The following is a 24,141-nucleotide window of genomic DNA, read 5'->3' as shown; positions in this document are numbered from 1 at the left end:
TTCCGGCTGAGGGCAAGGGTTTCTTCGGGGCCGAACCAGGGCCAGACCGGCGCGGTCGCCGGTGTCACGGGCGGGACATGCCCAGGTCGGCCAGGGCCGCCGCGCCGGTCGCGGCATGGTCGCCGCCGGTGAGGACGAGCGTGCGCGCCCACTGGTAGCGGCAGCCGGCGGCCTCGAACGCGGCCGCCGCGGCGAGCAGCCGGTCCTGGTCGCCGTCGAGCAGGGCCTCGGCCCGGTCGAGCAGGGCGTCCGCGACCGGATTTCCGGCCACGACCGCGCGGGAGGCGGTGATCCGCCGACGCGCGTCCGGGTGCCTGGTGAGCACGGCCGCCTCGGCGCGCAGCGCGACGTACCAGTGCTGCCACACCCAGATGACCCACTCGTCCATCTCGTCGGCCTCGGCGAGCAGGCCCGCCGCGGCCCGGTCCGCCCGGCCGTGGTGGAGCTGCACGATCGCGTCGAACACCGCGCTGTAGCCGGCCTTGTGCGCCGACGCCAGGCCGAGCTCGTCCATGATGGACAGCCACTCGCTCCTCGGCCCGTCCTCACCGCGCAGTCCGTGCACCATCGCCACCGCGGCCGCCGCCGTGGCCAGGTCGGGCGTGTGCAGGCTGCCCGTACGCTCCCACGCGTCGCGGAACCGCCGGCTCCCTACGAGCACGTCGTCCACGTCGCCCGCCAGCGCGTCCGCCACCAGCAGGCGCGACGTGGCGAAGTCGCCGCGTTCGGCCAGCAGCGGCAGGTCGCGCAGCTGCTCGCCCCACCGGCGGGCGCCGCTCAGATCGCCCACGCCGATGCAGGTATCGGCCGCCTCGGACAGCGCGTTGGCCCGTTCGTGGGCGCTGGCCGGTGTCACCGGCACCGAAGCGAGCAACTCCACGCGCCTGCGGGTCGTCTGCGCCATCACGAAGGTGTCGCCCGCCCAGCACTGGACCGCGGCGAGCGCGTCCAGGGCGGCGCTGAGGGCCAGCGGATCGCCGGTACGGGCGGCCAGGTCGACCGCCTGCCCGGCCAGCGCCATCGCCTGCGGTACCGCGGCCTCCGGCGCGCCCGGGTCCAGCTCGGCGGCGTCGGTGCCGACCCCGCACTCGGCCAGCGCCACCGCGGCTCGCGCGGCAGGATCGGCGCCGGCCAGCTCGCGCGCCTCGGCGAGCAGCGCCGCGGCCTCGCCCAGCGGCGGCGCCTGCGAGAACGTGCCGGAGAACCGGTAGCTGACGGCCGCGGCCGTGGCCAGGTCACGGGCGGTCCCGGCGGGGTCGCCGGCGCCGCGTGCGACGTCGGCGGCGGCGCGGTACAGCCGGTACATGCCGTCGCCGTGCCGGCGGCAGCCGGCCACCGCCGCGGCGTGCCGGAGCGCCGACCGCACCGCGACCGGATCGTCGGCCAGCGACGCCGCCTGCTCGTAGCGCTGCTGGGCCTCGCCGGCCAGGTTCCTGGTGAAGGTCGACTGGGCCAGGGCGAGTGCCAGATCGTGCGCTTCGGCCCGGTGCTCGGGCCGGTCGGCGGCCCAGCCCAGGGCGGCCCGGATGTCGTCGGCCGCCGCGTCGAACGCGGCGCGCCATGCTCCGGTGGCCGGCGGCGTGGCCCGGGCCAGGTCGGTGGCGGTCGCCAGGCTCCAGCGCAGGTGGCGGGAGTGGACTTCGTCGAGCTCGCCGGCGCCGGCCAGCTGCTCGGTCCCGTACTGGCGGATGGGCTCCAGCGTGCGGTAGCGGGTGCCGCCCGGGGACGGGGCCGCCGTCAGCAGGCTCTGCTCGGTGAGCCGGGCCAGGGCGTCCATCGTCGCCGCCGTCTCCAACGGCGCGAACCCGGCCACCTGCCGCGCGGCGTCCACGGTGAACGGAGCGACGAAGACCGCGATCCGGCGCAGCAGCGTACGGTCGTCCGGCTCCAGCAGGGCGTGGCTCCAGTCCAGCATCGCCCGCACCGAGCGGTGCCGGTCGTCGGCGCGCGCCCCGCCGGTCAGCAGCCGCAGCTGGTCGGGGAGCACCTGGGCCAGGCCGTCCAGGCCGAGCGCGGGCAGCCGGGCGGCCGCCAGTTCGATCGCCAGCGCCACCCCGTCCAGTCCGCGGCAGATCTCGGCGGCCTGGACGCGCTGCTCCGGCGCCACCGGCCAGCCCACCGCCGCGGCGCGTTCGAGCAGCAGCGCGACCGCGTCCGAGTCGCCGTCGCCGTCCAGCGACAGCGGCGGGACGGGATGGACCCGCTCGAACGGCACCGTCAACCGGGCCCGGCTGGTGGCCAGCACGGTCAGCCGGGGACACCCGGCGAGCAGCCGCTCCAGCAACGGCGCCACGCCGTCCCGTACGTGCTCGCAGTTGTCGAGCACCAGCAGGGCGTGCCGGTCGGCGAGCGCGGCGACGACCGACTCGTCCATGCCGCTGCTCTGCTGCTCACCGGCGCCGATCGCCGCGGCCACCGCCGCGCCGACCATCGCCGGATCGGTGACCGGGACCAGATCGACGAACCACACCCCGTCGGCGAAGTCGGCGGCCGCGGCCTCCGCCACCGCCAGCGCGAGGCGGGTCTTGCCCACCCCGCCCGGGCCGACCGCGCTCACCTGCCGGTGCTCCCTGACCGCTGCGATCAGCGCCGCCCGCTCCTGTGACCGGCCGATGAACGAGGTCACCGGCGCGGGCAGCCCAAGCGCCGGCGCGCCGCCGCGTCCGGCCCGGCTCCACTCCGCGGCCAGCTGCGCGAGCCCTCGCCGGTCCGCCGCACCGAGCTTGCGCAGCAGCGAGGAGACGTGGGTCTCGACGGTGCGGACGGAGATGAACAGCCGCGCACCGATCTCGGCGTTGCTGAGATGCTCCCCGACGAGGGTCAGCACCTCGGCCTCCCGGCCGGAGATCCCTTGAGCTACCACGGCCCCATCCTGCCCTACCCGTGCGGCCGGACTCCGTGGTGGTCTCCGTGGTCGGCACGGATGCGGGCCCGCCGCAGCCGCGGGAGGCTCCACTGGCGGCCGTCGCCGACCTCGACGGCGGGCGTCTGCGCCTCGCGACCAAGGAGCGAAACATGATCAAGACTGTGCTGCACCCCGTGTCCGACCTGGCCGCGGCCAAGGCGGTGTACGCCGCGCTGCTCGGCGCGGTGCCCCGGGTCGACAGTTCCTACTACGTCGGCTTCGACGTCGACGGCCAGCACATCGGGCTGGTGCCCGGCGGCGGACCGCAGGGCATGACCTCGCCGGTGACCTACTGGCACGTGCCCGACATCGGGGCGAAGCTGGCCGAGGTCACCGCGGCGGGCGCGACCGTGAAGGACCCCGTACGCGACGTGGGCGGCGGCCGCCTGGTCGCCACCGTGACCGACCCCGACGGCAACGTCCTCGGCCTGCTGCAGGACCGCTGAGCGCGGCGCCGGAACGGGCTGACCGGAGGAGGGCGGACGCCCTCCTCCGGTCGGCTCTGTCAGCAAACGCCCCGGGGTGCGATCACTTGAAGCGGACGAACTGCGAGAACTGGCTGTTGGCCGTACCCACCGACACGGTGCGGTGGCTGTAGGCCGACCCGCCGTTGTAGTTGTACTCGTCGACCTCGAAGGTGCCGTTGGAGTTCACCCTGGTCACGAACGCGACGTGGCCCCAGGTGCCGCCGAGGCGGACCGCGACGTCACCGGCCTTCGGGCTGCCGTACACCGGGATGCCGGCGCTGCGGGCGGCGTTGGCCCAGTTGTTCGCGTTGCCCCAGTGGACGCCGTCGTAGTAGTTGTGGAACGGGACGTCCAGGCGGCTGCGCACCGCCCAGGCCGCGAAGCTGGTGCACTGGCCCTTGTAGAAGTTCCACGGGTCGACGCCGGTCGTCTGCCCGCGGTAGGGGTAGTCGTCCTTGGCGGGGTAGCTGGTGCCACCGGAGGGCGCGGGCTGGTGCGAGGCGTTGTTGTTCTTCAGCGAGGCGTTCAGGTTGACCTTCGCCCCGGCCGCGATGTCCTGGGACGTGCCGCCGAAGTCGCTGTTGTAGTACACGCGGATGGTGCTGCCGGTGCGGTTCCACGCCGACGCCGCGTTGTTCTTGACGCACAGGCCCTGGCCGCTGCCGGCGCTCTTGAACTCGTAGCACGACGGCTGCGTGGCGCCGTAGTCCGCCAGCGACGATCCGTGGTCGGAGAGCGACCCGGCGAAGTCGCTGTTGTAGTAGTAGCAGAACTCGCCGCTGTCGCAGACGCCGTCACGCGATGCCGCCTGGGCCGGTGCCGCGGCGACGGCGATGCCTGACACCGCGATGGCGATGGTCACGCCGACGGCGCGCAGCACGCGTCCGACTCTCCCTGACATGGTTTGCCTCCCCGAGGATGGACATGAAGTGCACGGTGAGGCGAATGTACGAAGCCGACTTACACACTCCATACATTTCCACTACAACCGCCCGGCATGAACGATCGCGGGCGGCCGCCGGAGCTCCGGCAGCCGCCCGCGACCTGCTCGCGGCTACACCCGCCCGGCCAGGCCACCGGCCTCCAGCAGGCGCATCGCCTCGTCGGCGGCGTCGGACTCGACCAGGATCTGGTAGCGCTCGGCCTGCATCGCCGCCACCGACGCGAAGTCGCGGCGGCGGCCCGACAGCACGTGCCCGGCCATGCCCATCAGGGCACCGGCGACCGCGCCGAACAGGACGCCGTACAGCACCAGCAGCAGCAGCGACACCAGCGGTGTCACCCAGTTGAAGAACCCGAACAGCCACGCCAGCAGCCCGCCCATCACCGCACCGGACACACCGGACTGCAGCGCCGCCCGGCCCAGCGACAACCGGCCGGTGACCTGCTCGACCAGGGTCAGGCCCCGCCCGGCGATGGCGGTGCGCTCCACCGGGAAGCCCTCCCCGGACAGGTGGTCGACGGCCCGCTCGGCGTCGGCGTAGTTGTCGTACGTGGCGATGACGACCTGCCCGGTGGTGCGGCTGTCGGCGGTCCACTCGGTCTGCGTCATGGGGTCCTCCTAGTCCGTTTCTCGTTGACGCGCCTATGCCCGGCGCGCCGGCCCCGGAAACGGCGACCGCCCGCCCTCCGCGGGGGAGGACGGGCGGTCTGCGTGGGCCGGTCACTTCGAGCGGCGGCCCAGCCACCACACGAAGCCGACGATCGCGGCACCGGCGACCCAGGGGGCCGGGTTGCGGCGTACGCTGTCGCGCACGTCGCGGCCCAGGGACTCCCACTGCTGCCGGTCGCTGGGCACCTGGTCGGCCAGGGCGTGCGCGACCTCGCCCGCCCGGTCCTTGGCCAGCGTCGCGGTCGCGGCGACCTGCTCCTTCACCTCACCCGCCGAGGCGGCGACGGTGCGGCCGGTGTCGGCCAGGACCTGCTTGACCTCCCCGGCCTGCGCGGCGACCGCGCGTCCCGAGTCGGCCAGCGCCTGCTTGACCTCGCCGGCCTGGTCGGCGACGACCCGGCCGGTGTCGGCCAGGGTCTGCTTCACTTGGCCCGCCGCCGCGGGCACTCCGTTCGTGCTTCTAGCCATGACGGACCTCCTCGTCGAGTCGGGCCGCTGCCGACCCGACGAGATCGCGATACCCACCGGGGTAGGCTTCAACCGCCCTCGGCCGAGATTTCAGCCGTTGGTGACCGTCCACTCGATCCACGGGGGACGGACGCTCGCGCACACCGGGGTGCCGTCCCGACCGGTCAGCGGCAGCGTGCCGGTGACCGCGGCCCGGACGTCAGGCCGCTGCACCAGCAGCTCGGCCACGGGCGCGAGCTGCAGTTTCGCGCGCCGGAACATGACCGGCAGGCCGGTGGAGGCGTGCGACCAGACGAGGTAGAGGAAGCGTTCGCCGCGCCGGCCGTGCACGTACGGGCCGCGGAAGTCGGGTCCGTCGGCGGTGTCGACCACGGTCACGTCGAACTCGAACACGGCCTGCTCGCCGTCGGCGGGCACCCACTGCTCGACGTCGCGGTCGCGCTGCACGCCCACGCGTACGCCGTCGACTCCCGCGCAGGACGCGCCGGGCAGCTGCCGTCCGATGATCCTCACCAGCACGGCACCACTGTGCCACCCGGGTCGGACGGTGGCCGCCCTCCCACGCGGGCAGGCGACGACCCATCATTCCCATATTTCCTATCGGGTTGCTAGAGTATCGCCGTCACTGGCGACGCGACCACCGCCGCACCCCCTCAGGAGATCCGCCCATGACCGTCCTGCCTCGACTGTCCCGCCGTACGCTGCTCGCGGCACTCGCCGCCGCCCCACTGACCGCGACCCTGTCCGCCTGCGGCGACGACGCACCCGCCGCCGCAGGCGGGCAGCCTTTGCGCATCGGCTACCAGCGCTTCGGCGGGCTCAGCCTGGTGAAGGCGCGCAACGCCGCCGACCCGAAGGCGACCTGGTCGCTGTTCGAGAGCGGACCCGCCCTCACCGAGGGCCTGAAGGCCAAGTCGATCGACCTGGGCCAGACCGGCGAGGCACCGCCGATCTTCGCCGCCGCCGGAAAGGTCGACTTCAAGATCATCGGCACCTCGGCGCCGGTGCCCAAGGGCGAGGCGGTCCTGGTCAAGCAGGCCAAGGGCTTCACCTCCTTCGCCGACCTCAAGGGCAGGTCCGTCGCGCTGAACAAGGGCTCCAACGTCAACTGGCTGCTGGTGAAGCTGCTGGAGAAGCACCAGCTGACCCTGAACGACATCGAGGTCAAGTACCTCAAGCCCGCCGAGGCCCGGCCCGCGTTCGACAGCGACCAGGTCGACGCCTGGATCATCTGGGACCCGTACTTCGCCCTGGCCGAGCAGCCCGGCGTCGCGATCCTGGAGGACGCCACCGGCCTCGCCTCCAACCGCGAGTACCTGCTGGCCGACCCGGCCGCGCTGGAGCAGAAGACCGACAAGATCCGCGAGTTCCTGCAGCAGTACCGCACGGTCACCGACTGGGGCATCGCCAACCCGACCGAGCGCGCCGCCGTGCTCGCGCCGGAGCTGAAGATCGAGCTCGACGTCACCACCCGGGCGCTGTCGCGCAGCGCCCAGCCGCTGGCCGCGGTCACCCCGGAGATCGGCGCCGAACTGCAGGCCATCGCCGACGGCTTCGCCGAGCTCAAGCTCATCCCCGAGAAGATCGACATCAAGTCCCGCGTCGACGGGCGCTTCGCCGAGGTCTTCAAGTGACAGCCGCAACCGGGACGGCGGCCCACGCCGCCGTCCCGGCCCTCGACGACACCGCCCCCGCCCCGGTCGCCGCCCGCGCGGGCGGCCGCCGCTGGCAGCGCGCGGTCACCCCACTGGTGCTGCTGGCGGTATGGGAGGCCGCCGCCCGCACCGGCCTGCTGCCCCCCGGGAAACTCCCCGCCCCCAGCGACGTCCTGCGCGCCGGCTACACCCTGGCCGCCGACGGCACCCTCACCACCCACCTGCTCGACTCGCTGCACCGGGCCGCCGTCGGCCTGGCCGTCGGCTCGGTGCTCGCGGTCGTGCTCGGCACCGTCGCCGGACTGCTCCGGCTGGGCGAGGACGTGATCGACCCGCCGGTGCAGATGGCCCGGATGCTGCCGCACCTGGCCCTGGTGCCGCTGCTCATCATCTGGATCGGCATCGGCGAGGAGCTGAAGATCACCCTCGTCGCGCTGGGCAGCTTCTTCCCGATCTACTTCAACACCTACGCCGGCATCCGCGACATCGACGAGCGCCTCGTGGAAGCCGCCCGCACCTGCGGACTCGGCCAGCTCGCCCGGCTGCGCCACGTGGTGCTGCCCGGCGCGCTGCCCGCCCTGTTCCTGGGCCTGCGCCTGGCCATCGGCGCGGCCTGGCTCAGCCTGGTCGTCGGCGAGCAGGTCAACGCCCAGTCCGGCATCGGGTTCCTGATGATGGAGGCCCGCGACTTCATGCAGACCGACATCGTGGTGCTCGGCCTGGTCATCTACGCGCTGCTCGGGCTGCTGTCCGACCTGCTGCTGCGCCTGGCCGAACGGAGGGCGCTGACATGGCGGCGCGGCCTGAAGGCGACCTGACCCCGGTGCTGACCGCCGACGGCGTACGCCGCGCCTTCGGCGACACCGTGGTCCTCGACGGCGTCGACCTCGCCATCCGGCCGGGCGAGGTGGTGGCGCTGCTGGGCGGCAGCGGCTCGGGCAAGAGCACCCTGCTGCGGGTACTGGCCGGACTCGACCCCGACGCCGCCGGGGCCGTCCACCGCCCGTCGCACCTGGCGGTGGTGTTCCAGGAGCACCGGCTGCTGCCGTGGAAGCGGGTCGCGGACAACGTCTCGCTCGGACTGTCCGGCGCCGACGTCCGCGCCCGCGCCCTGTCCGCGCTGGAAGAGGTCGGCCTGCACGGGCGCGGCACGGCCTGGCCCGCCGAACTGTCCGGCGGCCAGGCGCAGCGGGTGGCCGTGGCCCGGGCGCTGGTCCGCCGGCCCCGGCTGCTGCTGCTCGACGAGCCGTTCGGGGCGCTGGACGCACTCACCCGGCTGCGGATGCAGCAGCTGCTGCACCGGCTGCACCAGCAGCACGGCTTCGCGGCGCTGCTGGTCACCCACGACGTGGAGGAGGCGCTGCTGCTGGCCGACCGGATCGTCGTGCTCGAACACGGCCGGCTCGTCGAGTCGATCGAGGTGCCGCTCGCCCACCCCCGTACCCCCGACGACCCGGCCTTCGGCGCGCTGCGACGGCACCTGCTGGGGCGGCTGGGCGTATCGGTCTGAACCAGGCGGGCCCACGCCAGGCATCCGCCGGGCGCGGGCTCCGTACCACGCAACGGCGACCACCGCCCAGGAGGCACCATGGCCCGGCACCGCGCAGTCACCACCTCGGCCCCGCACCGCCACGCCCACGTCCTGCGCGACGGCGCCGAATCGCTGGCCGCCGCCGCGGAGCTGGCCGCCCAGCGGCACCAAGCCGCCCTGGACCGCCTGCGCACGAGCGGGCTGCTCGCCATCACCGTGCCGGCCGTGCACGGCGGAGCCGACGTCGGCTCCGCGGTGGCCGGCGAGGTCGTCGACCTGCTCGCGGCCGCCGATCGCGGACTGGCCGGGCACCTGCGCGGCCACCTCGCGCACGTCGACGCGCTGCGCCGCTGGGGCAGCACCGCCCAGCAGGTGTTCTTCTTCGCCGAGGTGCTCGCCGGCAGCCGCTTCGGCGGCCGCAGCCGCGACCTCGGCACCGGACCGGCTACCGCCCGGCTCAGCGCCGACGGCCCCTGCCGCTACCGCCTGGACGGGACGGTACGCGGCGACGGCTCGATCTGGCTGGCCGACTGGATCGCCGTGCCCGCGCGCGGCGACGACGGCGGCATCCACCTGGCGTACGTGTCCGCGGGCTCGCCCGGCGTCGACGTGCTCGGCCGCTGGCAGGGCACGGACCGCCGCGGCCGGGCCGGGGTGACGGTCCGCCTGCGCGACGTGCTGGTCCCGGGCGGCCAGGTCATCCCGAACGACCCGGCACCGCACCGTTCCGGGGCACCCCGACCGGCGGTGCGGTGCTCCGCGCCGTACCGCCGCGACAGAGAGAAGTAGGCACGATGAGTCTCACCTTCCACTGGTTCCTGCCGACCTACGGCGACAGCCGGTTCATCGTCGGCGGCGGCCACGGGCTGCCCGCCGGGGTGGCCACCGGCGCCCGGTCCGCGACCCTGGCGTACCTCGGCCAGATCGCCCGCACCGCCGAGCAGCTGGGCTTCGTCGGCGCACTCACGCCCACCGGCGCCTGGTGCGAGGACGCGTGGCTGTCCACCGCGATGCTGACCGAGGTCACCGAGCGGCTGAAGTTCCTGGTCGCGTTCCGGCCGGGACTGCTGTCGCCGACGCTGGCCGCGCAGATGGCCGCCACCTTCCAGCGGCACTCCGACGGCCGGCTGCTGCTCAACGTGGTGACCGGCGGCGAGGCGCACGAGCAGCGCGCGTACGGCGACTTCCTGGACAAGGACGCCCGCTACGCCCGCGCCGACGAGTTCCTGCACGTGGTCCGCTCACTGTGGCGGGGCGGGAGCACCGACTTCAGCGGCGGGCACATCCGGGTCGAGGGCGCCACCATCCCGCGCGTACCCGACCCGGTGCCGCCGATCTACTTCGGCGGGTCCTCGGCCGCGGCCGGACCGGTGGCGGCACGGCACTGCGACGTGTACCTCACCTGGGGCGAACCGCCCGCGCAGGTGGCGGCCAAGCTGGACTGGATGCGCACACTCGCCGCCGAGGAGGGCCGCGAGCTGCGCTACGGCATCCGGCTGCACGTCATCACCCGCGACACCGCCGAGGAGGCCTGGGCGCAGGCGGGCAAGCTGCTGGCGGGCATCAGCGACGCCGACATCGAGCGGGTGCAGGCGGGCCTGGCGCGCAGCGAGTCCGAGGGGCAGAAGCGGATGCTGGCGCTGCACGGCGGCAGCCGCGACCGGCTGGAGGTGGCGCCGAACCTGTGGGCTGGGGTCGGTCTGGTCCGCGGGGGCGCGGGCACGGCGCTGGTGGGCAGCCACACCGAGGTCGCCGACCGCATCGCCGAGTACGCCGAGCTGGGGATCAGCGAGTTCATCCTGTCCGGGCACCCGCATGTGGAGGAGGCGTACTGGTTCGGCGAGGGCGTCCTGCCGCTGCTGCGGGGGCGCGGGCTGTGGCGGCCCCCGTTCGGCGGCGCCGCCGACGAGGTGCCCGACGTGCCGTTCGCCGCAGCCGGATCCCGCTGACCCGATGGCCCGTCCCGACGCCGGTACCCGGCGCCAGTGCCCGCCGCGCGGCGCGGCGGTCGCCCTGCCGCTCGCGCCGCGGCGCGACCGCTGGTGCTGGTGCCCGGACGTCGGCTTCCACGACCGGATCGATCCGGCCCGGACGGTCGTGCTGCGGGTGGGCACCGCGCTGCTGCCGGGCGGCCGGGCCGTGAGCGCGCGCCAGGCCGCGGAGCTGGGCGCGGGCGGTGCGCTGCCGCCGGTCGCCGCGGGATTCTGCGGCCTTGACCAGTGGGTACGGTTCGACGACGCCACCCCCTTCGCCCGCCTCGGCCACGCCTCCCTCCAGCTCGAACAGGCGTTAGGAAGGGACCCTTCCACCACGGATAGCGATAACGAGGGTCCCTTCCTTCGGGGCGTGGTGGTGGGGGCGCTGGGGCGGATCGAGCCGGGCGGGCTGCCCGCCCCGTGGCGGCGGCCGCTGGCCGTCGCGGCCGCCGAGAGGGTGGATCCGCAGGAGCTGGCCCGGCTGGAGGACGTCTGCGACGCGGCCTACCGGCGGCTCACCCGGTTCACGTCAGGTTGGCCGCCGCCGGTGCTGGACCGGCAGGCCTGGTGGGACTACGCCGCCGCCCGTACCTGCGTCGCACTGTCGAAGCAGGACTGGGACGCCGCGGCGCAAGCCGTGACGGACCTGTACGGGCAGACCCGGCCCAGCCGTTCTGACGCGGTGGACTGGCTGGACTCCGTCTCGGCCGCGCTGACATCCGTCTTCCACGGCTGAGCAGCGGATATACCAGAGATATACCGCTTTCGAACCGGAGCCGCCGAGGGTGGGGCCATCCGGCAGGCAGGCTGCCGGCTCTGGTCGAAGGAGATCACGAATGGTCAAGGCAGTGACGCGCACCCTCGCGGTCGGCGCGCTCATCGCGGGTGGTGCCCTGATTCCGGCTTCCGCGGCGCAGGCGGCCCCGACCGGCTGCGTGGAGAGCTACGTGGGTTCCACCCAGTACAAGGCCAAGTGCGGCACCCCGTACCCGTACCCCACCTTCTACGTGCGGCTCGTCTGCGACAAGGTCGTCGGCAGCGGCACGCAGATCAAGCTGGGCAACGTGGCCACCACGAATGCCGGCACCTACTCGACCGCGACCTGCAGCAGCGGCTACGAGGCCACGGTCGGCACCGTCGAGCACTAGTTCCGATCCGGCGATCCTGTCGTGAGCGGCGGGGGAGGGTCACGCCTGGGCTGATCCTCGCCCGCGGCCAGACTCCGGCGCATGACCTGGCGGTCCGGTCACAAATCGGGGGGCTGCGGAATCTCGGCGGTCAAGGCTGCCGCTTGGGCGGACAGGAACTGGTATCCGTGCTCCTGCGCCATGGCCAGCGCCTCAGCCGCGCTGGCCATGGCCGCCTCGTTCGCTCCGAGATCACGGCAGGCGGCGGCCAGGCCGAGCAGGATCCGGGTGGTGATGTATCGCTCGGGCAGGTCTCGAGCCTGTGCCAGGGCCTGGCGGTGGCCCCGCACCGCAGCCTCGACATCGCCGACATAGTGTCGGATGAGCGCGTGCGTGTATCCGATGATCACTTCCTGTCGGGGTTCGCCGACGGAGCGAGCCAGATCCGATGCGGCATCGGCGAGGTCCTGTGCCCGGGTCGCCTCGCCGAAGGCGGCGAGCGCGGCGGCGAGAGCGCACATCGCCGGGATCTGGTTGCCGGAATCGGCCAGCGACATGCTGATGTCCACGGACGCGGTGAGGTTGGCGATCGCGTCGTCGAAGCGTCCCGACAGATACTGCGCCTCACCCGCGCGCATCAGGGCCTCTGACCGGCCGCTGCTGGAGTTGGACTCCGTGTAGAGGGCCAGAGAGTCCAGTGCCTGTTGCTCGGCCGCGTCCAGGTCGCCCGATATCAGGCTCACCTGCGCCAGATTGACGCGGTTGACAGCCAGCATGGCCCGATTGCCGATGTTGCTGTTCAGCTTGTGGGCGCGGCTGAACTGCTCGGCGGCGGCCTGCAACTTCCCGGCATCGAGACTGCCGACCCCCAGGTTGTTCACGATGGCGGCTTCGCCTTCCTGCCAACCGCTCTCCTCCGCCAGTTCGGCGGCTCTGCGGAGGTGGCGCCACGCGTCGAGATGATTGCTCTGACGCCAGAGGAGCACGCCCAGACCGAGCCGGATGCCGGCCTCGGCGACAGGATCACCGGCCTGCTGCGTCGCGGAGAGTGCCGCTGTGGCGACGGCCGTCCAGTCGGTGAGGTGGGACCGGTGCTGGAAATAGGCGCGCAGCGCGTCGGCCAGCTGCCAGGCTGCGGGCCAGAGGCGATGCTCTCCGGCATGGACGGCTGCGGCCACCAGGGCGGGGCGTTCATCGTCAAGCCATGCGGCGGCCAGGGCGTCCGTGGCGAACGGGGCCGCCGAGGGCAGCGCGGCCGTGTCGGGCAGCTGGACCACCCCCGGGAAGAGCATGCGGGTGGCGCTCTGGACGTGCGCCAGATAGAAGGCGAAGAGCCTGTTCACGGCGGCGGCAGCGGCCGACTCCCGGTCAGCCTGTTCAAGGCCGTACTGGCGTAGCAGGTCGTGCAGGGTGAACCTGCCGTTCGGATGCCTCTCGACCAGGTGAGCGTTGACCAGTCCTTCCAGCAGCGCAGCGGCGTCGTGCTCGGGAGCCTCGATCAGCGCGGCGGCCGCGCCGACGGTGAAGTCCGCACCCGGGACCAGGCTCAGCAGGCAGAAGAGGTGGCGCTGCCTGGTGGACAGCGCCGTCAGGGACAGGTCGAACGCCGTCCGCACGGCAGCTTCGTCATCGCCGTATACCGACAGCGCTCCCAGGCCGTGCGTGCCCAGTCGGCGTACCTGGTCGGCGATGGTGAGATCGCTGCGCCCGGCCATGTTGGCCGCGGCGATCCGCAGGGCCAGCGGCAGATAGGCGCACAGCCTGGCGAGGTCGTAGACGGCTTCGGGTTCCCGGGCCGCCCGGTCGGCGCCGAGTAGTTGCTCCAGGAGGCTGCCTGCCTCGTCTCTGGACAGCACGCCGAGCCGCACCGCGTGCGCCCCGTCCCGGGCGGTCAGGCCGCTGAGTGCATTGCGGCTGGTGACCAGTACGAGGCAGCCCGGCGAGCCGGGCAGCAGCGCCCTCACCTGGGCGGCATCCCGCGCGTTGTCCAGGATGACGACTATCCGCCGGTCGGTCAGCATGGACCGGTACAGGGCTGCCGCCTCGTCCGCGTCCAGGGGGACGTGGGCCGGTGCCACCCCGAGCGCGTGCAGGAATCTGCTCAGGGCCTCTATCGGGCGCAGCGGCGGTGCCGACGAGTGTCCCCGGAGGTTGACATAGAGCTGGCCGTCGGGGAAGCGTGACCTGGCCTGATGGGCCCAGCGCAGCGCCAGCGCGGTCTTGCCCACGCCCGCCATGCCCGCGATCGCCGAGACGATCACGGTGGTGGACTGCGTCTCGGTGAGAGAACACAGCCTGTCCAGTTCGGCGAGCTCGTGGGCGCGTCCGGTGAACGCGGAGACGTCAGCCGGCAGCTGCGCCGGAGCGATGGCCGGAGGCTGGCCGACGCCGCCGGAGGCCTGCGTCGCCTGATCGAGCTGCGGCCCGGTGTCCGTGCCGCGGAGGATGTCCAGGTGGATTCGCCGAAGGGCGTCGGTGGGCTCGATACCCAGCTCTTCGCCGAGGATCGTGCGCCCCTCCTCGTAGCACTGCAGGGCTTCCGCCTGCCTGCCGCTACGGTTGAGCGCCAGCATGAGCTGCCCGCGCATCCGTTCGCGCAGCGGATGCTCCATCACCTGGGCGGTCAGCTCGACCACGATCGACGCGTGCGCTCCGAGCGCGAGGTCGACGTCGACCCGGTCTTCCCAAGCCCCGATGTGCTGCTGGGTGAGGGTGGTGACGGTTTCGCGCAACGCGGTCACCGAGGCCAGGTCGGCGAGGACCGGGCCGCGCCATCCGGCCAGCGCCTGGGTGAGCAGTTGCCGGGTCTGCCGCAGGTCGCCTGCGGCCAGTGTTCTTCTGGCCTGCTGGAGGTCGTGCTGGAAGTTCTCCGCGTCGAGTTCGCCATGCCCGACCTTCAGCGCGTATCCGTGCGGATGCCGGACCACACGCGCCCGGCCCAGCGCCTGCCGGAGCTGAAGGACATAGCCTTGCAGGTTCTTGACGGCGGTTCTTGGCGGCAACTGCTCCCAGATGGCGTCGATGAGCTTCTCGGTGGAGACTGGCTGGTTCGGGTGGCACAGCAGGACCGCCAGCAGAACTCGCGGGTTGCGGGCGGTCAGCGTGACAGGCCGAGAACCGTCCGTGACGTGCAGAGGTCCTAGGATCCCGAACTGCATTCCGCCTCCTGGACCGGACGGCCGGGCTTGATCGCCGGGCGGCCGACCTGAACCCTACCGTGCACTCAGGACCGTCGCTGGCCCCAGAGAACCGCTCGCACGCTGGGCCGAGTGGCTTGACGTCCGAGGTGACCACCGCCGCACCGCAGGGACGGCGTCCGGTGGGGACGCCGCCACCTCCCGCCAGGTCGGCGAGCCGCCCTCGTGCATGCGGAGAACGGCAGCAAGTGGGTGTTGACGTCGGATGCGCACCGCGTCGCCGGTTCGAGCACGTCCAGCCCGGCCGCCTCCGGCTGGGCGAAGATCGTCCTCCGCCTCGATAATGCGACACGTGACAGTTGCCGGACAGACCTCCCGCACCTCCGACAGCCACATCGGAAAGGTCGTCGACCGGGTGCTGGACAGTCTCCCCGACCCCGCGAGGTGGCAGAATCCGGGCGGCTACCCCGACGGACTGGCGCTGTGCACCATCGACGCGGTCCAGTCGATCGGAGTGCGGTACGGCAGCGTCGTGACCGTGCTCGACCGGTACCGGACCTTCCGCCGGGCACAGGGTGCCGAGCCGGCGGTCGACGGCGCGGCGGAACTTCTGCGGACCTTCGCCGACGTGGGCGGGGTGAACCCGTGGGCAGCGGCGATCGGCAACGCGCACCGCACCTCCACCACGCCAGGCGCTCCGCTGAAAGCCGAAGCGGTCGAGCAGGCGGCCACGGTGCTGCTGGCCGCCCGGCTGCCGACCTGCCACGCCCTGCGGCAGGGCGCTGACGATCAGCTGCATGTCGCCAAGCAGGCGTGGCTGAGGGTTCCGGGTCAGCGATCGGGCATTTCGTGGCGGTACCTGCTGATGCTTGCGGGCAGGCCGGGGGTCAAACCCGACCGTATGATCATCAGGTTCGTCGCCGCGGCGCTCGGCTGCCCGGTCGGCGCCGTGACCCCGGACCAGGCGGCAGACCTGGTCGAGCAGGCGGCGGGGCGGCTCAACGTCACCTCGACCCACCTCGACCACGCGATCTGGCGCTGGCAGTCCGGTCGCGACCTCGGCACCGGCGCGCAGGTGGACCGATGACGGCCGGATCGGCGGCGGCTGGCCTGCAGCAGGTGATCGACGGTCTGCACGCCGCACCGGTAGCCCTGGGTGAGGCGGTCGCGCGCCTGCCGCGTACACCGGGCCTGTACGCCTGGTGGGCATCGCCGAGCGTCCTGGCTGACCTGCCCGGCCCGGTGAACGCCACCGACTCGGGACTGAGGCTGCTCTACCTGGGCATCGCCACCAGCCTGCGCACCCGGATCGCCGGCAACCACCTGGCCCGATCGGGTAGCTCGACTCTGCGACGCACGCTCGCCGGCCTGCTGCTGCCGACGCAGGCATATCAGACCGTGTGGACCGACCGGGTCGTGCTAACCGCGGCTGACGAACTGCGCCTCACCGGCTGGATGACCGACAACCTGCGCCTGACGTGGTGGGCGTGCGGCGACCCGCGCGACCACGAACTCAAGCTGATCACCGCACTGGCGCCCCCGCTGAACGTCGAAGGCGCGGCGCCTGGCCGCCACCGCGATCTCGTGCGGAACGCGAGGGCTGCCTACCTCGCCAGCGCCGGGCCGCGCCCGTCGTCGCGGTAGCGAGCCACTGTTCGGTCCCGCCGGTGGCCAGGTCGCGGGCGGCCTCGTCAGGGTGGCGGCATCCGGGGGTGCCGGATGCCGCCGGTGGTGGTTACGGGTTGCCGCTGCGGCAGGCGACGCCGCTGGTGTCGGTCGCGGACGCGCCGAGCGCGTCGACGACCACCGCCTTGTACTGGTTGCTCTTGGTGGTCGAGCAGCTCCAGCTGGTGAAGGCCTTGTTGTCCTGCGAGGCGAAGTAGGCGCCGTTGTAGTACCAGCGGGTCGTGTACGGGCCGGTGCCGCCGGTGATGGTGCGCTCGCAGAGCACTGCGTAGTGGCCGAGCGATTCGCAGGTCACGTCGACGGCCAGCGCGGCCGCCTGGGCGGGCGACGCCTGGGCGATCCCGGCGGTGGCCAGGAGCGCGACGGCGGCGAGCCGGATCAGGTTGTGTGATCGGTTCATGCCCGTACGATATCGACTAACGACGATGCAAGCCAGGTCTGCGGACCCGGTCGCGCAGCACCGCTGATCAGGCCGCGAATTCGAGGTGGACGCCGGGCTGGCCGATGGCGCCGACGCCGAAGCTGTCGTCGGGCGTGCCGTACTCGTCGAGCACGACCACGTGCAGGGCGCAGCCGAAGTAGGCGCCGACGCAGTCCTGCCCGTCGCCGAGGAAACGGTACACCGCGACGGTGACCCGGAACGTGCCGTCCGGCCGCAGCGGCACCGTGGCCAGCGGCAGGCTGCCGGTGCAGCCGCTGCCCTGGATGATCTGGAAGCAGCTCGCCTCGACGATGGTGACGTAGCGCCCGGTCGAGCCCTTGGCGGTGCCGGTCACCGTGACCCGCTGCCCGTCGGCCAGCCCGGTCGCGGGCGTGGCGCCGATCGTGGCGGGGGACCCGGTGAAGTGCATGACGTCGGTGCCGACCGAGTGCGGCCCGGTCCCGTCGGTCCACTCGAAGAAGTAGCGGCAGATGTCGGCCCGGCAGTAGACGGGGCTCGGGTCGCCGTACTCGTGGCTGCGGTAGACGAGGTTGCGCGGGTTCAGCTGCACCGATGCCCTGCCGGCCGCCGAGGTCGTCACCGTCGCCACGGCCGGGCAGCCGACGGGCCCGTCGCCGGTGTCGTAGGTCTCCACATCGCACTCGACCACCGCGACCTCGATCTGCGCGGGCAGGCCGGACGCGCTGACGGTGACCGTGGATGCGGCGGACAGCCCGAACCTCGGCTGCACCCGGGCCGCGGGCGGCCCGTCGACCGCGGCGGCGGGACTGGACGCGACCAGGCTGCCGACCGCGACCAGCGTCAGGACGGACAGCAGGGAGACAGATTTCACGGAGTACCCTTCCCGCGGCGACAGCCTTCGAGGAGCCAGTCTGCGACACCGGCCCGTCTCTGGATGTCGCTCAGGCGACATACGCGCGCATCCGCCCTCGACGATCCGGCAGTCCGGTCGGATAGGAGCGTTACAACCGTTCCGTGATCGGGTATGGCAGGCCGGTGCCGGACGGTGACGACACAGTCGACCCCGGATGGCCGAAGAGACGCTGCCGTCCTGGCCGAGTGCCCGCCGCGACGGCAGCGTACCGTCAGCGCGTTCCGGATCGAACCTCGTCGCGCCGGGACAGGACACTCAGGGGAGGCAGGGATGGGCCAGCCGCATCCCGGATCGGCTCGGCAGGCGCGCAAGCTCGTCCTCGACCTCGGGCGCATGCTGACCGACATCACGTCCGGGCGGGACGTGTCCGAAGTGCACCAGCGGCTGCTGGACCGGTTTGACGCGGCCGACCACGACAGCCGCATCGACGCGATGGAGGTCGGCCGCCGGGAGTTCACCGCCACCTGGACCGCGCTCGTGCAGGGCGTCGGCCTGCCCGAGGCCGCCTGGGAGCAGGTCGTCCTGCCCACGATCGTGGCGTTCAGCGACCCGGTGCACGCCAAGAACAACCTCGGACTGGCGACGTCGTGCTGGCTGGCGGCCCGCGCCGCCGTCGACGCCGTGCCGGACTTCCCGACCGAGTCCGCCGAACTGGCCGCGCTCGAAGCCCCGGCTGCCGAGAGCGCGGCCGCTTCGGTGCGGTCGCTGACCACCACCACCGTCCGCACGCCGATCGTGGCGCCGGCCGCGGCTGCGGCCCCGGCGACCGGGCCGGAGCACCCGTCGCGCCCGCGGCGGCGCCGTACGCTGCTCGCGATGGCGGCGGTCGCCGCCGTCGCGGCCGTGGTCGTCGTCCTGGTGCTGGTCAACGGAGCCGGTGACGGTGACGACCGGGCCGCGGGTGTGCCCGCCGGGATGCCGCTGCCGGGGCTGTCGGCCGGGGTCATGGCCAGCTACGGCGGCCAGCCGGTGACGCTGCCGACCGCGCCGCCCACGGCGAGCCCGCAGCCGCTGCCGGTGATCACCGGCGAGCCCACCCCCGAGCCGGTCTGGAGCCCGTCCGCGGCGGCCAGTCCGGCGCCCGGAGCGCCGTCGCAGCCCGCTCCGGTGCCGCCCACGGCGCCGACGGGCCTGACCGCGGTCGCCGCCGACGAGCACACCATCTGGTTGGCCTGGTCCGCGCCCGCCGACGGCGGATCGGGCGGCGTCTCCTACTACCGGATTCTGCGCGACGGCCAGTTCGTGGGCTGGACCCGCGCCACCAGCGTGACGATCGACGGGCTCGCGGCCGGGACGTCGTACACGTTCGCGGTGGTGGCCTGCAACGCGGCCGGGCTGCAGTCGGGTCCGAGCGGCCAGATCACGGCGCTGACCGCGTCCCCGCCGGTGCCGTCGCCGTCACCGGTGGTCGTGCCGACGCAGGTCCAGGAGCCGTCGCCCACCCCGTCGCCGTCGCCGGAGCCGCCGTCTCCGTCGCCGGTCGAGACCGCCGCACCGTCCTCGGAGCCGTCCCCGCTCGTGGCGCCGGAGGTTCCTGACGACGAGGCCTGACCGGCCGCGTCCCGTTCCGCGGTGACCGCCGCCGGTCGCGGCGGTCACCGCGGGCGGTCAGAACAGCAGCGGCCGCAGGTGTTCGACCTCGATCACCTCGGTACGCAGCCCTAGCGCGCGCACCACGTCCCGGACCCGTGTCACCGCCGTACGGTCGACCGTGGCGGCGAGGTCCGGGTCGTCGTACCCGGTGACCATGTCGTCATGGTGCACCGGGATGACATAGCGGGGGCCGCCCAGCACGGTCAGCAGGCGCTCCAGGTAGCGGTGCAGCGAGCTGTAGTCGGTCATGCACAGCGCCACGACGTCGGGCCGCAGCCCGGACAGCTCCCGCTCGACGAAGTTGGTCCCGCCGAACAGCAGCACCTTGAGCCGGTCCCGGACGGTCACGTGGTAGGCCAGCGTGCCGCCCTCTACGAGATCGTTGATGCTGGCCGGGGCGGGCGGCGGGGCGACCCGGGTGCCGGGGGCGAAGAAGCCGTAGCCCAGGGACTGGCTGTGCAGGCTCCGGATCACCTGCACCCGGTAGGCGCCGCCGCCGAACTCCAGGTCCTCGCCGCCGGTGGCGACGATGTTGTTCTTCAGCCTGGCGTCGGAGGTACCCATGGCACGCAGCAGGTTCCGGTGGGTCTCGGTGCTGATGGTGCGGATGGTCGCCGCCGCCCAGTCGGGGCGGGCCAGCAGCTGCGGGACGTCGGCCAGGTGGTCCCAGTGCCCGTGACTGATCATGATGAGCTCCGGCGGTCCGGCCAGCCGACCGGAGGCCAGCAGCCGGTCCACCGCGGTCGGGTCGACCGCGAGCGGGCCGCCGGGCAGCCGGTAGTCGAAGCGGCTGACGTACGGGTCGAAGTAGAGCACCCGGCCGTCGAAGGCGATCTCCCAGCCGGACACGCCCAGCCAGCGCATCGACACCCCGGCCCGTCCTGAGGCGACGGTCGCCGCCGACGGCGCGGCCTGCGGCGCGGCCGCCCCCGCGGCGGCCGCGGGCAGCCCGGCCGCGGCGACGCCGACAGCGGCACCGCCGAGCACCGCGCGGCGCAGCACATCCCGGCGCTGCACGCCGTCACCGGAGGTCGGGGTGGAGGTGGCGCAGTTCTGACACATCGGATGGTCTCCCTCTCGGTAGGTTCACCTGACAGGCAGCCAACCCCGGGCGGCGGCACCCGGTCCAACATCAATTCCGGTCAGGTGCGATATCGGATCGGGTATCGTCGCAGCGCATGGACCTCGTGCGGCACCTGCGATACTTCATCGCGGTCGCCGAGGAGCTCCACTTCGGCCGCGCCGCCGGCCGCCTGCACATGTCGCAGCCGCCGCTGTCGCAGCGCATCCAGCGCCTGGAACGGGAGCTGGGCGTCCGCCTGTTCGACCGGTCGCCGCGCGAGGTCACCCTGACCGAGGCGGGCCGGGTCCTGCTGCCCCAGGCCCGCGAGCTGCTCAGCCGGGCCGAAACGGTGCTGAACCTGGCGGCCGAGGTCGGCACCGCGGCGACGGGCGTGCTCCGGGCCGGGCTGCCGCCGGAGCTGGAAGGGGACACCGTGGCGGCGGTGCTGGCCGGATTCCGGCAGCGCCGCCCGCGGATCAGCCTCGAGCTGCGGGAGAGCACCACAGCCGCCCAGCAGGAGGCGCTCGCCGAACGGCGCCTGGACGTCGGCGTCCTGCAACTGCCCTTCGACCTCGGGAACCTGACCGTCGGCCCGGTCGTGCACCGCCCGCTCGGGGTGCTGGTCGCCGCCGCCGGGCCGCTGGCCGCTCAGGCCGAAGTGCTGCTGGCCGACCTGGGCGGCCACGACCTGGTCACGTTCCCGCGCGCCGCCGCGCCCGCCCGCTTCGACGACATCCTGGACACATGCGCCCGGCACGGCTACCACCCGCCGACGGTGCACCAGGCGGACGGGCGCAGCTTCGCGATCGGACTGGTGCTGTCCGGCACCGCTGTCACGTTCGATCCGGGCGCGGGCCCGCCGCACCCCGACGTCGTATGGCGGCCGCTGGCCGGGCAGCCGCTGGCCGAGCGGATGGCCGTGGCCTGGCCACGGGAACGGCACCACCCCGAGGTGGGGGCGTTCGCGCTCACCGTCGCCCGACTGCTCGAACCGGCGCCGGCGCTGCGGCCGCTGCCGCACAGCCGCCCGTCCTCGGAGTTCCTCGCCGCACCCCACGGAGCAGCCGATGGCGTATGACGACATCCGCGACCGGATCACCACCCAGTTCGCCGACGCCGGGGTCACCGGCCGCCTGCACGCCACCGACCTCGACACCGGCCGGGAGGTCGGCGTCGGAGCCGACTCCGCCGTACTGATGGCCAGCGTCTTCAAGGTGCCGCTCGTGCTCGCGCTGTACCGGGCCGCCGACGCGGGCCGCCTCGACCCGGCGGCACCGGTCACGGTCGTGCCCGAGGCGCGCACCGCAGGCCCCACCGGCATCGGCGCGATGGCCGACCCGGTCACCATGTCCCTGCGAGACCTCGCCCACCTGGCGGTCAGCGTCTCCGACAACGCCGCCGCCGACGCCCTCGCCGACCGGGTCGGCCTCGACGCGGTCGCCGACGCGGTCGCGGCCGTCGGCCTGACCGCGACCCGCGTCGTGGAGGTATGCCGCGACGTCGCCGCCCGCACCGCCGCGTCGCTCGGCACCGAGGACCCGGCCCGGCTCGCGCGGCTGCTCACCGACCCCGTCGCGCTGTCGCAGCTGGCCACCCTGGACGTCGGCCGCTCCAACCGGACGACCGCCCGCGACTGCACCACGCTGCTGGCGGCGCTGTGGCGCGACACCGCGGCCTCGCCCCGCTCCTGCGTCGCGATCCGCAGGCTGCTGTCGCTGCAGGTCTGGCCGCACCGGCTCGCGTCCGGTTTCCCGTTCGACGACGTCCGGGTGGCCGGCAAGACCGGCACCTTGCCGACCGTACGCAACGAGATCGGCGTCGTGGAGTATCCCGACGGCGGCCGCTACGCGGTGGCCGTGTTCACCCGCAGCGCCGCGACGTCGCTGACGCTGCCGCGCGCCGACGCCGTCATCGGCGCCGCGGCCCGTACGGCGGTCGAGCACCTGCGGTCCGCTCGCCGCTGAACGCCGGCGACGACCCGCCGACGTCACCATCAGACGGGCGGACCCGGACGGGTTTGCGAACCCCGACCAGGCAGATATGGCCCGACGACGTGGCGGCGACCGGGGACGGGATCGCGCGTGCGTGATCGCCGGCGGGTCGGGAGCAGAACGGGTAGCACCGGCGCTTCCTGAACGGCTCCGGGACGGCGTCAACGGCGCCGAATGACGTTGATCCTGGGCGCTGCGGCACTCGCGGCGTTGAACACGTGACGAGGGCGCCCCACCGCGGTCGCCGAACGGTGCGGGTGCAGTCGGCGCCTGCTTAGGCAGGCTCCTGGGGCGCTCTAGACAAAGCCATCCAATTCACCTGAGGAATCGTCATGAAACGGACACGGGGGCCTCGTGTGTGCCTCGGCTCAGAGTGCGCTAGTCTGTACAGGCTGCCGCGGTGAGAGATCATCAAGGCAACGGGCTGTAGCGCAGCTTGGTAGCGCACTTGACTGGGGGTCAAGGGGTCGTCGGTTCGAATCCGGCCAGCCCGACGTTGTGTAAGACCTGGTCAGAGCCCGTTTCCGGAGTTCCGGAGACGGGCTTTGATGTTCTTCGAGACACGGTTTTTTACACGTACGAGCGTACGGTTTTGACGAACCGCGCCCACGGAACTTGGTGCGTCTGAACTGGCCAAGGCTTCTTTGATCTTGGTTGTGGTGTTACGCATCTTGGGCGACACTCTCAGATGCCCTGGTGGGCAGAGGGAATGGCCACGGAAGTCTTTATGATCATGTCCGCGGGACGTGTCGTCGGCCCAGTCCGGCGGTGATCAGGATGTCTGTCGTGTGTGGATGGTCGCGACACGCTTGGGGCACATACTCACGCCGCAACCGCAGGTCTTCGATGCCGCACAGGCTTGGAGGAGACGTGTCGCTGGCCTAGACCGAGGTTTCTAGGATGCGTAGGCGTTATGGTCCAGGACTCAGGTGAGACAGCTCGTTCTCTATGGCTGTCAACCCTCGGGAACCCGTGCTGTGCGCAGGACCGCCGGCCGAGGTCGAGTACACCGCTCGTGGACACCTTGACCCACGCCCCAGGGCGGCGAAGACGCCGAGAGCGAGTCCGACGGCGGCATAGTCGACCACAGTGATGGCCTGCACGACCGGGCCGGAACGATCTGGCCGGGCACGACCGCGTACAGGAACCGGACGCCGGTCACACAGCGGTAGTGGTCCAGCCTGCAGCGCGCAAGAGCGGGATGACAGCCGCGCCGTCTCGGCCAGGCTGGCGGTGAGCCGGACCCGCAATCACAGCGCTGGTCGGACGTGTCGAAGCCACACACCCCGCACTGCTCGCCTTAGGTCACCTGCAGGCCCGTGCGCACGCCGCCGCAGGGGACGCCGCGACAGCAGTTGATCTATATGAACGACTCCTCGCGGACATGCCCGCTGGCCTTCCGAACGCAGACGCCATCGCCGTTCGGCGCGAGCACGCCGTGCAGCTCGCGATCGTCGGCGAGGTACGGCGCGCGGACGCACAGCTGAACGCCCTGCTTGAGGAGGTAGTAGCCATGCGGGGCCACGAGGACCGAGAAGCCATCACGGTCAGAACATCGCTCCAGCTTGTCCGCTCCCGAGCTCATTAGCCAGCCCATCAACGGTCGACTAATTC

23 protein-coding genes and 1 tRNA gene are annotated in these 24,141 nt (G+C 72.8%); 14 read left to right on the top strand and 10 right to left on the bottom strand.

Features of this window, described 5'->3' with window-relative positions:
* Positions 1-64: 64 nt before the first annotated feature.
* Positions 65-2,863 carry a LuxR C-terminal-related transcriptional regulator gene (locus QEZ54_RS20695; protein ID WP_281306319.1) on the bottom strand — a complete coding sequence of 933 codons (2,799 nt, stop codon included), beginning with the start codon at positions 2,861-2,863 and terminating at the stop codon, positions 65-67.
* Between the two features lie 152 nt (positions 2,864-3,015).
* On the opposite strand from QEZ54_RS20695, the gene QEZ54_RS20690 reads away from it, so the two are divergent.
* On the top strand, positions 3,016-3,351 hold the full coding sequence (locus QEZ54_RS20690) for a VOC family protein (RefSeq protein WP_281306318.1): 336 nt from the start codon (positions 3,016-3,018) through the stop codon (positions 3,349-3,351).
* Between the two features lie 82 nt (positions 3,352-3,433).
* On the opposite strand, the gene QEZ54_RS20685 is transcribed toward QEZ54_RS20690, so the two are convergent.
* The 4 genes from QEZ54_RS20685 to QEZ54_RS20670 form a co-directional block, all read right to left on the bottom strand.
* On the bottom strand, positions 3,434-4,273 hold the full coding sequence (locus QEZ54_RS20685) for a CHAP domain-containing protein (protein ID WP_281306317.1): 840 nt from the start codon (positions 4,271-4,273) through the stop codon (positions 3,434-3,436).
* A gap of 153 nt (positions 4,274-4,426) precedes the next feature.
* Complete coding sequence (locus QEZ54_RS20680) at positions 4,427-4,924, bottom strand: general stress protein (RefSeq protein WP_281306316.1); 498 nt, start codon at positions 4,922-4,924, stop codon at positions 4,427-4,429.
* Between the two features lie 111 nt (positions 4,925-5,035).
* The gene (locus tag QEZ54_RS20675) at positions 5,036-5,452 is read right to left on the bottom strand and encodes a hypothetical protein (RefSeq protein WP_281306315.1); all 417 of its coding nucleotides are present in this window, start codon (positions 5,450-5,452) and stop codon (positions 5,036-5,038) included.
* A gap of 90 nt (positions 5,453-5,542) precedes the next feature.
* Positions 5,543-5,971: a DUF5990 family protein gene (locus QEZ54_RS20670; RefSeq protein WP_281306314.1), complete on the bottom strand. Its 429-nt coding sequence runs from the start codon at positions 5,969-5,971 to the stop codon at positions 5,543-5,545.
* A 149-nt stretch (positions 5,972-6,120) separates the two neighbouring features.
* Here QEZ54_RS20670 and QEZ54_RS20665 point away from each other — a divergent pair, with 149 nt between their 5' ends.
* From QEZ54_RS20665 to QEZ54_RS20635, 7 genes are all read left to right on the top strand, one after another.
* Entirely contained in the window at positions 6,121-7,086 is a 966-nt protein-coding gene (locus QEZ54_RS20665; protein ID WP_281306313.1) for an aliphatic sulfonate ABC transporter substrate-binding protein, read from the top strand.
* The gene (locus QEZ54_RS20660; protein WP_281306312.1) at positions 7,083-7,925 is read left to right on the top strand and encodes an ABC transporter permease; all 843 of its coding nucleotides are present in this window, start codon (positions 7,083-7,085) and stop codon (positions 7,923-7,925) included. Before QEZ54_RS20665 ends, QEZ54_RS20660 begins: the two co-directional genes overlap by 4 nt.
* Positions 7,898-8,617 (top strand): ABC transporter ATP-binding protein, encoded by a 720-nt coding sequence (locus QEZ54_RS20655; protein WP_281306311.1) that lies wholly within the window; start codon positions 7,898-7,900, stop codon positions 8,615-8,617. Before QEZ54_RS20660 ends, QEZ54_RS20655 begins: the two co-directional genes overlap by 28 nt.
* A 78-nt stretch (positions 8,618-8,695) precedes the next feature.
* Positions 8,696-9,427 carry an acyl-CoA dehydrogenase family protein gene (locus QEZ54_RS20650; RefSeq protein ID WP_281306310.1) on the top strand — a complete coding sequence of 244 codons (732 nt, stop codon included), beginning with the start codon at positions 8,696-8,698 and terminating at the stop codon, positions 9,425-9,427.
* A 5-nt stretch (positions 9,428-9,432) separates the two neighbouring features.
* On the top strand, positions 9,433-10,587 hold the full coding sequence (locus QEZ54_RS20645) for an LLM class flavin-dependent oxidoreductase (protein WP_281306309.1): 1,155 nt from the start codon (positions 9,433-9,435) through the stop codon (positions 10,585-10,587).
* Between the two features lie 4 nt (positions 10,588-10,591).
* The gene (locus tag QEZ54_RS20640; RefSeq protein ID WP_281306308.1) at positions 10,592-11,350 is read left to right on the top strand and encodes a hypothetical protein; all 759 of its coding nucleotides are present in this window, start codon (positions 10,592-10,594) and stop codon (positions 11,348-11,350) included.
* A 100-nt stretch (positions 11,351-11,450) separates the two neighbouring features.
* Entirely contained in the window at positions 11,451-11,762 is a 312-nt protein-coding gene (locus QEZ54_RS20635) for a hypothetical protein (protein WP_281306307.1), read from the top strand.
* 98 nt (positions 11,763-11,860) lie between these two features.
* Here the strand turns inward: QEZ54_RS20635 and QEZ54_RS20630 are convergent, their stop codons facing one another.
* Entirely contained in the window at positions 11,861-14,899 is a 3,039-nt protein-coding gene (locus tag QEZ54_RS20630; RefSeq protein ID WP_281306306.1) for an AfsR/SARP family transcriptional regulator, read from the bottom strand.
* 331 nt (positions 14,900-15,230) lie between these two features.
* Between QEZ54_RS20630 and QEZ54_RS20625 the strand changes: the two genes are divergently transcribed.
* A complete protein-coding gene (locus QEZ54_RS20625) occupies positions 15,231-15,965 on the top strand; it encodes a hypothetical protein (RefSeq protein ID WP_281306305.1) in 735 nt (244 codons plus the stop codon).
* Positions 15,962-16,522 (top strand): GIY-YIG nuclease family protein, encoded by a 561-nt coding sequence (locus QEZ54_RS20620; protein WP_281306304.1) that lies wholly within the window; start codon positions 15,962-15,964, stop codon positions 16,520-16,522. Before QEZ54_RS20625 ends, QEZ54_RS20620 begins: the two co-directional genes overlap by 4 nt.
* A gap of 91 nt (positions 16,523-16,613) precedes the next feature.
* Here QEZ54_RS20620 and QEZ54_RS20615 read toward each other — a convergent pair whose 3' ends face one another.
* Together QEZ54_RS20615 and QEZ54_RS20610 are read right to left on the bottom strand one after the other, a co-directional pair.
* A complete protein-coding gene (locus QEZ54_RS20615) occupies positions 16,614-16,964 on the bottom strand; it encodes a hypothetical protein (protein WP_281306303.1) in 351 nt (116 codons plus the stop codon).
* A gap of 67 nt (positions 16,965-17,031) precedes the next feature.
* Complete coding sequence (locus tag QEZ54_RS20610) at positions 17,032-17,838, bottom strand: hypothetical protein (protein WP_281306302.1); 807 nt, start codon at positions 17,836-17,838, stop codon at positions 17,032-17,034.
* A 312-nt stretch (positions 17,839-18,150) separates the two neighbouring features.
* Here QEZ54_RS20610 and QEZ54_RS20605 point away from each other — a divergent pair, with 312 nt between their 5' ends.
* Positions 18,151-19,431, top strand: coding sequence for a fibronectin type III domain-containing protein (locus QEZ54_RS20605; protein ID WP_281306301.1), 1,281 nt, complete (start codon positions 18,151-18,153; stop codon positions 19,429-19,431).
* Between the two features lie 57 nt (positions 19,432-19,488).
* Here QEZ54_RS20605 and QEZ54_RS20600 read toward each other — a convergent pair whose 3' ends face one another.
* A complete protein-coding gene (locus QEZ54_RS20600) occupies positions 19,489-20,535 on the bottom strand; it encodes an MBL fold metallo-hydrolase (RefSeq protein WP_281306300.1) in 1,047 nt (348 codons plus the stop codon).
* Between the two features lie 116 nt (positions 20,536-20,651).
* Between QEZ54_RS20600 and QEZ54_RS20595 the strand changes: the two genes are divergently transcribed.
* The 3 genes from QEZ54_RS20595 to QEZ54_RS20585 all read left to right on the top strand — a co-directional run bounded on the left by QEZ54_RS20595 (position 20,652) and on the right by QEZ54_RS20585 (position 23,021).
* The gene (locus QEZ54_RS20595; protein ID WP_281306299.1) at positions 20,652-21,614 is read left to right on the top strand and encodes a LysR substrate-binding domain-containing protein; all 963 of its coding nucleotides are present in this window, start codon (positions 20,652-20,654) and stop codon (positions 21,612-21,614) included.
* Positions 21,604-22,500, top strand: a complete 897-nt coding sequence (locus QEZ54_RS20590; protein ID WP_281306298.1) for a serine hydrolase — start codon at positions 21,604-21,606, stop codon at positions 22,498-22,500. The genes QEZ54_RS20595 and QEZ54_RS20590 overlap by 11 nt, the downstream gene beginning before the upstream one ends.
* A 447-nt stretch (positions 22,501-22,947) precedes the next feature.
* Positions 22,948-23,021 (top strand) — tRNA-Pro (locus QEZ54_RS20585).
* Between the two features lie 866 nt (positions 23,022-23,887).
* Here the strand turns inward: QEZ54_RS20585 and QEZ54_RS20580 are convergent.
* Complete coding sequence (locus QEZ54_RS20580; RefSeq protein ID WP_281306297.1) at positions 23,888-24,124, bottom strand: hypothetical protein; 237 nt, start codon at positions 24,122-24,124, stop codon at positions 23,888-23,890.
* Between the last annotated feature and the right edge of the window lie 17 nt (positions 24,125-24,141).

It is taken from the genome of Catellatospora sp. KI3, from assembly GCF_029948125.1.
Lineage (GTDB): Bacteria > Actinomycetota > Actinomycetes > Mycobacteriales > Micromonosporaceae > Catellatospora.
Note: the sequence above shows the minus strand (reverse complement) of the source record. Positions and strands in the feature narration are given on the sequence as shown.